9 protein-coding genes are annotated in these 11,505 nt (G+C 75.6%); 1 reads left to right on the top strand and 8 read right to left on the bottom strand.

The window, feature by feature from the left end; genetic code table 11:
* Positions 1-96: 96 nt before the first annotated feature.
* The 8 genes from NT8_RS11810 to NT8_RS11845 form a co-directional block, all read right to left on the bottom strand.
* Positions 97-1,551: a rhamnulokinase gene (locus NT8_RS11810; RefSeq protein ID WP_067967710.1), complete on the bottom strand. Its 1,455-nt coding sequence runs from the start codon at positions 1,549-1,551 to the stop codon at positions 97-99.
* Between the two features lie 99 nt (positions 1,552-1,650).
* Positions 1,651-3,702, bottom strand: coding sequence for a bifunctional rhamnulose-1-phosphate aldolase/short-chain dehydrogenase (locus tag NT8_RS11815; RefSeq protein WP_067967713.1), 2,052 nt, complete (start codon positions 3,700-3,702; stop codon positions 1,651-1,653).
* Between the two features lie 64 nt (positions 3,703-3,766).
* A complete protein-coding gene (gene rhaI, locus NT8_RS11820) occupies positions 3,767-4,933 on the bottom strand; it encodes an L-rhamnose isomerase (RefSeq protein WP_067967716.1) in 1,167 nt (388 codons plus the stop codon).
* 55 nt (positions 4,934-4,988) lie between these two features.
* On the bottom strand, positions 4,989-5,306 hold the full coding sequence (locus NT8_RS11825; protein WP_067967719.1) for an L-rhamnose mutarotase: 318 nt from the start codon (positions 5,304-5,306) through the stop codon (positions 4,989-4,991).
* A gap of 70 nt (positions 5,307-5,376) precedes the next feature.
* Positions 5,377-6,450 (bottom strand): rhamnose ABC transporter substrate-binding protein, encoded by a 1,074-nt coding sequence (gene rhaS, locus NT8_RS11830; protein WP_067967722.1) that lies wholly within the window; start codon positions 6,448-6,450, stop codon positions 5,377-5,379.
* Positions 6,451-6,518: 68 nt separating this feature from the next.
* Positions 6,519-7,583, bottom strand: coding sequence for an ABC transporter permease (locus NT8_RS11835; RefSeq protein ID WP_067967724.1), 1,065 nt, complete (start codon positions 7,581-7,583; stop codon positions 6,519-6,521).
* Positions 7,573-8,616, bottom strand: a complete 1,044-nt coding sequence (locus tag NT8_RS11840; RefSeq protein WP_067967727.1) for an ABC transporter permease — start codon at positions 8,614-8,616, stop codon at positions 7,573-7,575. The genes NT8_RS11835 and NT8_RS11840 overlap by 11 nt, the downstream gene beginning before the upstream one ends.
* Positions 8,613-10,130 carry a sugar ABC transporter ATP-binding protein gene (locus NT8_RS11845; RefSeq protein WP_157515715.1) on the bottom strand — a complete coding sequence of 506 codons (1,518 nt, stop codon included), beginning with the start codon at positions 10,128-10,130 and terminating at the stop codon, positions 8,613-8,615. Before NT8_RS11845 ends, NT8_RS11840 begins: the two co-directional genes overlap by 4 nt.
* 230 nt (positions 10,131-10,360) lie before the next feature.
* On the opposite strand from NT8_RS11845, the gene NT8_RS11850 reads away from it, so the two are divergent.
* Positions 10,361-11,443 carry a LacI family DNA-binding transcriptional regulator gene (locus NT8_RS11850; protein WP_067967730.1) on the top strand — a complete coding sequence of 361 codons (1,083 nt, stop codon included), beginning with the start codon at positions 10,361-10,363 and terminating at the stop codon, positions 11,441-11,443.
* Positions 11,444-11,505: the final 62 nt, after the last annotated feature.

Consider the following 11,505-nt stretch of genomic DNA (forward strand, 5'->3'; position numbering starts at 1 on the left):
CGCGGCCCGGCACGCGCAAGGCCGCCCGCGCGCTCTGCCCCGGCGACCGGAGGTGCCGATCGGCTCGGCGGGTGGGCGCGGGGCGGTGCCGGCCGGTCAAGAGGTGCCGACCCGGGACGCCGCCGCGTCCCACGCCGCGCGGTCGCCCGACGGGGTGTAGCGGCGGGTCTCCTGGGTGGTGCGGACGAGCGCGCGCAGGTCGTGGAGGTCACCGCCCACCCCCGCCGCCCGCGCCTGCACGACGAGGTTGCCCACGGCGGTCGCCTCGACCGGCCCGGCCAGCACCGGCACCCCCAGGGCGTCGGCGGTCCACTGGCACAGCAGCGCGTTGCGCGCCCCGCCGCCCACCAGGTGGACGACGTCGACGTCGCGGCCGGCCAGCTCCGCCGCCCGCCGCAGGGCGTCCCGGTGCGCCAGCGCCAGGCTCTCCAGCACGCATCGCAGCAGCGCGCCGCGCCCCTCGGGCACCGGCTGGCCGGTGGCCCGCAGCGCCGCGCCGATCCGGTCCGGCATCGCGCCCGGGGCCAGGAAGGCGGGGTCGCCCGCGTCGATCAGCGCGGCGAAGGGGGCGGCGCGCGCGGCGTCGCGCAGCAGCCCCGGCAGCGCGCGGTCGTCCAGCCCCCACGCGCGCAGGCACTCCTGCACCAGCCACAGCCCCATGATGTTGCGCAGGAACCGGGTGGTGCCGTCCACCCCCAGCTCGTTGGTGAAGTTGGCCGCCCGCGCCTCGGCGGTCACCACCGGGGCGGGCAGCTCCAGACCCGCCAGCGACCACGTGCCGCACGACACGTAGCCGAACCGGCCGCCGTCGGCGGGCACCCCCGCGACCGCCGACGCGGTGTCGTGCGAGGCGACGGCGGTGACGACCGCGCCCGCCAGGCCGGTCTCCTCGGCCACCGGGCCCAGCAGCGGGCCCACCCGCTCGCCCGGCCGCACCAGCCCCGGCAGCAGCGACGGCGCCGCGCCCGCGGCCGCCACCAGGTCGGGCGCCCACTCCCGGGTGGCCACGTCGAGCAGTCCGGTGGTGGAGGCGTTGGTCGCCTCGGCCGCACGCACCCCGGTCAGCCAGTACCCCAGCAGGTCGGGGACGAGCAGCAGGGTGGCGGCCGCCCGCAGCGCCGCCGAACCGCGCGCCGCCGCCAGCTGGAACACCGTGTTGAACGGCTGGAACTGGAGCCCGTTGCGGGCGTACAGGGCGTCGGCCCCGAACTCGGCGGTGAACCGTCGCGCGACCCCCTCGGTGCGGTCGTCGCGGTAGTGGTGGGGCACGCCGAGCAGCGCCCCGTCGGCGTCGAGCAGCCCGTAGTCGACCGCCCACGCGTCGATGCCCACCGACACCGGGGTGTACCCCGCCGCCACCCGCAGCCCGTCGAGGACCTGCCGGTACAGCCCCGTGGCGTCCCAGTGCAGACCGGTGGGCAGCCGCAGCGGGCGGTTGGCGAACCGGTGGACCTCGGTCACGCGCAGCTCGGCGCGGCCGAACCGGCCCACGACGACGCGCCCGCTGGACGCGCCGAGGTCGACGGCGGCGAAGGTGGCGGAGTTCGGCACGGATCGGACCTTCCGAGGGGGCGCCGGCGACGCGGGACCGATGGGGACGGGCGCCGGGCCGCCGCGCCCCCACAGCGCGGCGGCCCGGCACGGACGGGGTCAGCGCAGGAACGCGGCGGCCACGCCGGCGTCCACGGGCACGTGCAGCCCCGTGGTGTGGCTCAGCTCGCCGCAGGTCAGCGCGTAGACGGCGTTGGCGACGTGCTCGGGCAGCACCTCGCGCTTGAGCAGGGTGCGCCGGGCGTAGAAGGCGCCCAGCTCCTCCTCGGGCACGCCGTAGACCGCGGCCCGCTGGGCGCCCCACCCCCCGGCGAAGATGCCGGAGCCGCGCACCACCCCGTCGGGGTTCACCCCGTTGACGCGGACGCCGTGCTCGCCCAGCTCCGCGGCGAGCAGCCGCACCTGGTGCGCCTGGTCGGCCTTCGCGGCGCCGTAGGCGATGTTGTTGGGGCCCGCGAACACGCCGTTCTTGCTCGCGATGTAGACGATGTCGCCGCCCATGCCCTGCGCGGTGAGGACGCGCGCGGCCTCGCGTGCCACGACGAAGGACCCGCGCGCCATCACCGCGTGCTGCACGTCCCAGTCGGCGTCCTCGGTCTCCAGCAGCGGCTTGGAGATCGACAGCCCGGCGTTGTTCACGACCAGGTCGACGCCGCCGAACGCCAGCACGGCGGCCCGCAGCGCCGCCGCGACCTGCGCCGAGTCGGTGACGTCCACCGCCACCGGCACCGCGGCGTCGGGCCCGCCGATCTCGGCGGCCACCGCCGCCGCCGTGGCGGGGTCGCGGTCGGCCACGACCACGCACGCCCCCTCGGCCGCCAACCGCAGGCAGACCGCCCGCCCGATGCCCGACCCGCCGCCCGTGACGAACGCGACCCGGGTGGCCAGCGGGCGCGGCGCGGGCCGGCGCCGCAGCTTGGCCTCCTCCAGCTCCCAGTACTCGATGCGGAACTTCTCCGCCTCCGGGATCGGCGTGTAACCCGACAGCGTCTCGGCACCGCGCATGACGTTGACGGCGTTGACGTAGAACTCGCCCGCCACCCGCGCCGTCTGCTTGTCGGCGCCGAAGGAGAACATGCCCACGCCCGGCACCAGCACGATCGCGGGGTCCGCGCCGCGCATGGCGGGGGAGTCGGGCGCGGCGTGCCGCTCGTAGTAGGCGCGGTAGTCCTCGCGGTAGGCGGCGTGCAGCTCGCGCAGCCGCGCGACCGCGTCCTCCAGCGGGGCGCCGGGGGCCACGTCGAGCACGAGCGGCCGCACCTTGGTGCGCAGGAAGTGGTCGGGGCAGGACGTGCCCAGGGCCGCCAGCCTCGGGTGCTCGGCGCGCGCCAGGAAGTCCAGCACCTCGGGGGAGTCGGTGTAGTGCCCCACCTGCGGGCGGTCGGTGGACGCCAGCCCCCGCACCACCGGCAGCAGGGCGGCGGCGCGCGCGTGCCGCTCGGCCTCGGGCAGGGGCGCGTACCCCGCCACCGGCTCCCCGAAGGGGTGCGGGCGGCCCTCGGCGCGCGCGGCGATGAACCGCTCGGCGGTGCGGATGATCTCCAGCGAGTTCGCCTCGCACTCCTCGCTGGTGGCCCCCCACGCGGTGATGCCGTGCCCGCCGAGGACCACCCCGATCGCCTCGGGGTGGTCGCGGTGCACGGCGGCGATGTCCAGGCCGAGCTGGAACCCGGGCCGCCGCCACGGCACCCACGCCACCCGCCCGCCGAAGCACGCGGCGGTCAGCGCCTCCCCGTCGGCCGCGCACGCCAGCGCGATACCGGAGTCGGGGTGCAGGTGGTCGACGTGCGCGGCCGCCACCAGTCCGTGCATGGCGGTGTCGATCGACGGCGCCGCGCCGCCCGCGCCGTGGGCGCAGTAGGCGAACGCGGCGACCATCTCGTCCTCGCGCTCCACCCCCGGGTAGACGCCCGGCAGGGCGCGCAGCCGGTCGAGGCGGAGCACGGCCAGCCCTGACGCGCGCAGCGTGCCCAGGTCGCCGCCCGACCCCTTGACCCACATCAGCTCCACGGGCTCGCCGGTGACGGGGTCGGGCGCCGCCCCCTTGGCCGAGGCGTTGCCGCCCGCGTAGTTGGTGTTGCGCGGGTCGGCGCCCAGCCGGTGCGAGCGGTCCAGCAGGGCGGCGACCTCGGGGTGGGTGTGCTCGGTCATGGTGTCCCCTGGGGTGAGTACGGTGCGGAAACAGCGGGGGCGGGGGCCCGGTCGGCGGCCGGGCTCACGCCCCCCAGCCGGCCGGGGTGCCGCCGACCCGCTCGGCGTCGATCCGCTCCTGGTAGCCGGAGCGGGCGAACGCGGCCATCGGGTCGGGGTCCAGCCCCTGGTCGGCGCGGAGCCCGGCCAGCAGCGGCCGGACGTCGGTGGCGTAGGCGTCCATCAGCACGCCGTTGGCGCCCAGGACGTCCCCGGCGGCCTGGGCGGCGGCGAGCGCCGCGGAGTCGACCAGCAGGGCCTTGGCCGTGGCCTCCTGCACGTTGAGCACCGAGCGGATCTGGCCGGGGATCTTCGGCTCGATGTTGTGGCACTGGTCGAGCATGAACGCGATGCCCGCGGCCGGGTCCAGCCCGCCCCCGCGCACCACCTCGTACATGATGCGGAACAGCTGGAAGGGGTCGGCGGCGCCCGCCATCAGGTCGTCGTCGGCGTAGAACCGCGAGTTGAAGTCGAACCCGCCCAGCTTCCCCTCGCGCATGAGGAACGCCACGATGAACTCGATGTTGGTGCCCGGGGCGTGGTGGCCGGTGTCGACCACCACCTGCGCCCGGTCGCCCAGGTCGCGGCAGTGGGCGTAGGCGGTGCCCCAGTCGGGCACGTCGGTGGTGTAGAACGCCGGCTCGAACAGCTTGTACTCCAGCAGGATGCGCTGCCCGGCGCCCAGCCGGTCGCGCACCGCCGCCAGCGCCTCGGCCAACCGGTCCTGGCGGGCGCGGACGTCGTCCTGGCCCGGGTAGTTGGTGCCGTCGGCGAACCACAGCTTGAGGTCGGTGGAGCCGGTGGCGTCCATGACGTCCACGCACTCCAGCAGGTGGTCCAGCGCCTTGCGGCGCACCCGGGGGTCGGGGTGGGCGACGCTGCCCAGCATGTAGTCGTCGTCCTGGAACACGTTCGCGTTGATCGCCCCGATGCCCACCCCCAGCTCGCGGGCGTGGGCGGCGAGCGCGGCGTAGTCGTCCACGGCGTCCCACGGGATGTGCAGCGCCACGCGCGGCGCGATCCCGGTGAAGCGGTGCACCTGGGCGGCGTCGGCGATCTTCTCCCGCGGCGTGCGCGGCACCCCGCTGCGGGAGAACACCTTGAACCGGGTGCCGCTGTTGCCGAACGCCCACGAGGGCAGTTCGATCGCCTGCCGGCGCAGGGCGGCGGCGACGGTACCGGGGTCGGTCATGCGGGCTCCTTCGACGTGTGCGTGGCGGTGCGGGGGCGGGCCGGGCGGGGCCCGGTCAGTCCAGGTGGAACACCTCGGCGAGCGGCACCATCCGCTCGTCGGGGCGGCCGGGCGGGCCCTCGAAGAACGGGGCCATCTCGGCCTGCCAGCGGGCGTTGACACCGGTGCGCTCCATCGCCGCCCGCGCCGCCGCGAAGTCGTCGGTCTCCAGGTAGCCGACGAGCAGGCCGTCGTCGCGGCAGAACAGCGAGTAGTTGCGCCACCCGCTGGCGCGGAGCGCCTCGCGCATCTCCGGCCACACGTCGGCGTGGCGCTCGCGGTACTCCGCCAGGCGCTCCCGGCGGACCCGCAGCAGGAAGCAGACGCGCTGCATGTCCGTCCTCTCCTCGAAGGGCCGTCCCGCGCGGACCGCGCCGACCCCCGGCCGGCGCGGCCCGCCGCCGTCAGAAGTCGTAGTCGTCGATGTTGTCGGCGTTGAACACGGTGGGCGGGCCCAGGACGACCTCGCCGTCGGCGCCGACCGTGTACTCGCCGAGCCGGCCCGCCTCGAACGTCTCGCCCTCGGCGCCGGTGATGCGCCCCGCCGACAGCGACGCGCCCGCGTAGGCGGCCAGGTAGGCCATGTCGCGCGGGTTCCACAGCGCGAACTCCTCGACGGTGCCGTCGTCGACGAACTCCCGCATCTGGTTGGGCGTGCCCAGCCCGGTCAGCGCCACCTCGCCCTTGAAGTCCGAACCGCTGAGGTAGCGCGCGGCCGCCGCCAGGCCGACGGTCGTCGGCGACACCACGCCCGCCAGGTCGGGGTGGCTCTGCAGCAGCGCCTGCATCTCGTTGAACGACTTCTGGTCGTCGTCGTTGCCGTAGACGGTGTCGACCACCTCGATGCCGGAGTACTCCTCCGCCGCCAGCTCCTCCTCCATCAGCTCCAGCCAGGTGTTCTGGTTGGTGGCGTTGGGGGTGGCCGACAGGAACGCGATCTCGCCCTCGCCGCCGATCTGCTCGGCGATCATCTCCACCTGCACGGCCGCGATGTCCTCGGCGGTCGCCTGGTTCACGAACACGTCCCGGCACTCCGGGTCGGTGTCGGAGTCGTAGGTGACGATCGCCGCCCCCGCCTGCGACGCCTGGTTCAGCGCCCCGCACACCGCGTTGGGGTCGTTGGCGCCGATGACGATGACGTCGCTGCCCTGCTGGCTGAGCGTGTTGACGTAGCTCACCTGCGACGACGCCGACGCCTCGGACGGGCCGACCTCCTTGTACTCGCCGCCCAGCTCCTCGGCCGCCTCCTCGCCGCCGGCGTTGGCGTAGGTGAAGTACGGGTTGTTCAGCTGCTTGGGCAGGAAGCCGATCGACAGCCCCTCGGGGATCTCGGCGTCCGGGTCGGCCTCGCCGGCCGCCCCGCCGCCGCCCGCGCCCTCGTCGTCGCCGCGGGTGGTGCCGCCGCAGGCCGTGGCGGCCAGCAGCACACCGGCGACCGCGGCGGCGGTCACGCCGTACCTGATCCGGGTTCGCAACATCGGGTTCACCTCTTCGTGCGTGGGGATGGGGGGTGCGGGGTCCGGGCCGCGTGCGGCGGCGGCCCGGCTCACGGCGGCGGCGCGGGCGGCCCCTGCGGCGGTGCGGCGGCGCGGCGCCGCTCCCGCAGGCGCGCGGCCGTGTTGGGCAGGACCACCGAGACCACCAGCAGCAGCCCGGTGACGATGTTGAGCGCGTCGGCGGAGACGTCGGCGAGCTGGAGCGCGTTGCGGACCGTGCCGAGCAGCAGCACCCCGCCGAGCACGCCCACCAGCGCGCCCCGCCCGCCGAAGATCGACACCCCGCCCAGCAGGACGGCCGCCACCACCGACAGCTCCAGCCCGAACGCGTTGTCGGCCCGCGCGCTGCCGTACTGCAGCGTCCAGAACACGCCGGCCAGCGCGGCGACGGCGCCCGAGGCGGTGAACAGGCCGAGCTTGGCGGCCGGCACCCCGATGCCCGAGAACCGCGCCGCCTCCTCGTTGCTGCCGATGGCGTACAGCGCCCGGCCGAACGGGGTGGCGTGCAGCACCACGCCGAACACCACGGCGAGCCCGGCCACCAGCAGTGCCACCCACGGCAGGTCGGTACCCGGCAGCCGGGAGGTCGCGCCGCCGGTCCACGACATCGGGAAGTCGGCCACGGCCCGGTCGCCCAGGACCACGTAGGCCAGGCCCCGGTACAGCGCCATCGTGCCGATGGTCACCGCCAGCGACGGCAGCCCCGCGACGGTCACCAGCAGCCCGTTGACCACGCCCAGCACCGCCCCCAGCAGCAGGCACAGCGGGACGATCGTCTCCAGCGGCACCCCCACCCACCACAACTGGCCCATGACGGCGCTGGTCAGGCCCAGCGTGCTCGCGACGCTCAGGTCGATCTCGCCGGTGATGACGATGAGCGTCATCGGCAGCGCGATCAGCGCCACGCACGCGATGTCCAGCACCAGGAACCCGCCGTTGCGGCCGGTGGCGAACCCCTCCACCAGCAGCGACGCCGCCAGCACCGACACCGCCAGCGCACCCAGCACCGAGGTCTCGCGGGTCCGCAGCAGGGACCGCCACGCCGACCGGCCGGGCCGGCCCGCGCGCCCCTCCACCGCGGCCCCGGCCGCGGACGGACCGATGTCAGGCGCCATGGGAACCCCCTCCTCGGAGCCGGCGGGCGGCGCGCACCGCCAGCAGCCGGTCCAGGCCGATCGCGACGAGGATCAGCAGGCCGACGATCGCCTGCTGCCAGAACGCGTCGACGCGCAGCATCGGCAGCGCCGCGTCGATGGTGGTGAGGAGCAGCGCGCCCAGCGCCGCGCCGTAGACCGTGCCGCTGCCGCCGAAGATCGCCACCCCGCCGACCACGGCGGCCGCGACCACCTCCAGCTCCATGCCGGTGCCCACGGTGGCGTCGAGGGTGCCGAACCGGGCCGCGTAGAGCACCCCCGCCAACCCCGCCAGCGCCCCGTTCAGCACGAACGGCAGGAACACCCGCCGGTCGACCGGGATGCCGCCGAGCCGGGCCGCGTGCGGCTCCGAACCCACCGCGTACAGCTCCCGCCCGCTGCGGTAGTGGCCCAGGTACAGGCCGGCGGCGAGCACCACGGCCAGCGCCACCAGCGCCGGGACCGGCACGCCGAGCACCGTCAGCCGGCCCAGCCCGAGGAACGCGGCGGGCATGTCGGCGGCGTTGACCTGGGTGCCCGACGCCCACCAGTAGTCGATCCCCCGGAACACGTAGAGCGTGCCCAGGGTGACCACCAGGGCGGGAACCCGGGCCGCGGCCACCAGCACCCCGTTGACCGCGCCGCACACCGTGCCCACCAGGACCCCGGCCACCGCCACCAGCGGCAGCGGCAGCCCGGGGAACGACACGAACAGCGTGCCCACCGCGAACGCCGACAGGCCCAGCACCGACCCCACCGACAGGTCCACGTTGCGGGTGATGAGGACCAGGGATTGGCCCACCGCCAGGATCGTCAGCAGCGTCGCGCCCAGCAGCAGGTCGCGCACGTTCTGCCCGGACAGGAACCCGGGGTTGACCGCCGTCGTGGCCGCCACCAGCAGCACCAGCGCCAGCAGGATGCCCAGCTCGCGCACCCGGCGGACCCGCCGCCCGGCGCGGGCGGCGCCGCCGGGTGCGCGCTCCGCCGGGGGCGCCCCGGTCGCGGGCGCGCTCACGCGGCGGCCCCCTGGCCGGTCGCGGCGTACATCACGGTCTCCTCGGTCGCCTCGGAGCGGGGCAGCTCGGCGGTGATCCGCCCCTCGTGCATCACCAGGACGCGGTCGGCCATGCCCAGCACCTCGGGCAGCTCGCTCGACACCATCACCACGGCCATCCCGCCCGCCGCCAGCTCCGACAGCAGCCGGTGCACCTCGGCCTTGGTGCCGACGTCGATGCCGCGCGTGGGCTCGTCGACGATCAGCACCCGCGGCCCGGTGGCCAGCCACTTGGCCAGCACCACCTTCTGCTGGTTGCCGCCCGACAGGGTCGACACGGCGTCGCCCAGGCCGCCCGCCTTCAACCGCAGCCGGTCCGCCCACTCCCGCGTGGCGCGCTCCTCGGCGCGCCGCCGCAGCAGGCCGAAACGGCTCAGCGCCCACCGGCGGGTCAGCGTGGCGTTGCGCTCGACCGACAGCTCCATCACCAGGCCCTGCTGGCGGCGGTCCTCGGGGACCAGGGCGACCCCCGCCGCCATGGCGGCGGCCGGGCGGCCCGCGCGCAGGGCCCGGCCCGCCACCCGCACCGACCCGCTGTCGTAGCGGTCGACGCCGAACACCGCGCGCACCACCTCGCTGCGCCCCGCCCCCACCAGCCCCGCCAGGGCCACGATCTCCCCGGCGTGCACGGTGAACGTGATGTCGGAGAACACCCCGGACCGGGACAGGCCCGCCACCTCCAGCACGGCACCGCCCCGCTCGGCGTCCTGCTTGGGGAACAGCGCGGCGACGTCGCGGCCGACCATCCGCCGCACCACCGCGTCGACCGTCAGGTCGGCCACCGGGTCGGTCGAGACGTGCGCGCCGTCGCGCATGACCGTGACGCGGTCGCACAGCGCGAACACCTCGTCGAAGCGGTGCGAGATGAACAGCACCGCCGCGCCGCCGTCGCGCAGCGAGCGCGCCACCGCGAACAGCCGCTCCACCTCGACCCCCGACAGCGCCGCCGTGGGCTCGTCCATGACGAGCACCCGGGCGTCGAGCGACATCGCCTTGGCGATCTCCACGAGCTGCTGGTCGGCGATCGACAGGCCGCGGGCCGGGCGGTCGGGCGCGATCCGCACGCCCAGGCGGGCGAACAGGGCCGCGGCGGCCGCGTGCATGGCCGCGCGGTCGATGCGCCGGCCCCGGGTGAGGGGCTGGCGCCCCATGAAGATGTTCTCGGCCACCGACAGGTCGGGGAAGAGGGTGGGCTCCTGGTAGATGACGGCGACGCCGGCCCGCTGGGCGTCGGCCGGGCGGGTGAATACCGCGGGGCGGCCGTCGACCTCGACGCGGCCCGCGTCGGGCCGGTGCACCCCCGCGATCGTTTTCACCAGCGTGGACTTGCCCGCCCCGTTCTCGCCGCACAGCGCGTGGATCTCGCCCGCGCGCAGGTCCAGCGAGACGTCCCGGAGGGCCGCGACCGTCCCGAAGGACTTGGCCACCCCGACCAGGGAGAGGGGCGGGGGAGCCGGGGGCGGAGCAGCGTCCACGGCGTCCTCCTTCCCGTCGCGTGCCGGACGGCACAGTGCGTGGAAAAACGTTTCAATTGAGGAGGACGTTAAGTGGGTCACACCGGCATCGTCAAGGGGGGTGCGGACATTGACGACGCGTGACCGGTCCGACGGCCCGCGTCACGGCGCGCGGGCGTCGCTCACCGGGGTCCGCTCCCGGCGGGTCCTCGGATAGGCGGCTGTTGACACGATTTAATGGACCTGTGAACATGGGCCCGCAGTCCCCCCGACCCCGGAGTAGCGCGTTGTCCTCCCTCGAAGGCGTCCGGCGCCCCGTCGGCATCAACGACGTCGCCGCGCGCGCCGGGGTGTCCCCCGGAACGGTCTCCAACGTCCTCAACCGCCCCGAGCGCGTCGCCGAGCCCACGCGGCTGCGGGTCGAGGCCGCCATCCGCGACCTCGACTACGTCCGCAACTCCTCGGGGCGCAGCCTGCGGTCGGGGCGCAGCGACTCCGTCGGCCTGCTCGTCCTCGACATCACCAACCCGTTCTTCACCGAGGTCGCCCGAGGCGTCGAGGACGTCGCCACCGAGGCGGGCCTGGCCCTGGTCCTGCTCAACTCCGCCGAGCAGCAGAGCCGCCAGCAGCGGTCGCTGCGGCTGCTCGCCGAGCAGCGGGCGGCCGGGGCCGTCGTCATGCCCGTCGACGGCGCCACCGCCGACCTGCTGTGGCTGCGCCGGCAGGGTGTGCCGTGGGTGCTGCTCGACCGCGGCGACGTCGGCGCCGACACCGGGTGCAGCGTCGCCGTCGACAACCGGGCGGGCGGCCTGGCGGCCGGCCGGCACCTCGTCAACCTCGGCCACGAGCGGATCACCTTCCTCAGCGGGCCCGCCGAGATGGAGCAGTGCCGCACCCGCCTGGCCGGGCTGCGCGACGCCGCGGTCGAGGCCGGGCTCGACCCCGACGCGGCCGTCCGGGTCATCCGCACCGACCGGCTCAACGCCGAGTCCGGCGAGAAGGCCGTCGAGGAGATCCTGGCGGGCGGCCCGCGCCGCCGCCCCGGCGCCGTGTTCTGCACCAACGACCAGCTCGCCCTCGGCGTGCTCAAGGGCCTCGGCGAGCGCGGGCTGAACGCCCCGGCCGACCTGTCGGTGGTCGGCTACGACGACGTCGGGTTCGCGGCGCTCGTCCACCCCGGGCTGACCACGGTCGCCCAGCCCAAGTACGAACTGGGCCGGGCCGCCATGCGGCTGCTGCTGTCGGAGCTGAACGACGCGGACCACCGGCACGAGCGGCTCCGGTTCGCCCCCGAACTCGTCGTCCGCGGCTCCACCGCCGCCCGCCGCGACTAGGGAGTGTTTTTTGGATCATTCCGGGCTCGCGACCACGCCCCTACTGTGCGCTGCTCCGCAGG

The organism is Nocardiopsis trehalosi NBRC 14201 (assembly GCF_001552555.1).
GTDB lineage: Bacteria > Actinomycetota > Actinomycetes > Streptosporangiales > Streptosporangiaceae > Nocardiopsis_B > Nocardiopsis_B trehalosi.

Coding starts and splice junctions, on each gene's coding strand:
- NT8_RS11850 (WP_067967730.1), top strand. CDS start 10,361: ATGGGCCCGCAGTCCCCCCGACCCCGGAGTAGCGCGTTGTCCTCCCTC.
- NT8_RS11825 (WP_067967719.1), bottom strand. CDS start 5,306: ATGCAGCGCGTCTGCTTCCTGCTGCGGGTCCGCCGGGAGCGCCTGGCG.
- rhaI (WP_067967716.1), bottom strand. CDS start 4,933: ATGACCGACCCCGGTACCGTCGCCGCCGCCCTGCGCCGGCAGGCGATC.
- rhaS (WP_067967722.1), bottom strand. CDS start 6,450: ATGTTGCGAACCCGGATCAGGTACGGCGTGACCGCCGCCGCGGTCGCC.
- NT8_RS11835 (WP_067967724.1), bottom strand. CDS start 7,583: ATGGCGCCTGACATCGGTCCGTCCGCGGCCGGGGCCGCGGTGGAGGGG.
- NT8_RS11815 (WP_067967713.1), bottom strand. CDS start 3,702: ATGACCGAGCACACCCACCCCGAGGTCGCCGCCCTGCTGGACCGCTCG.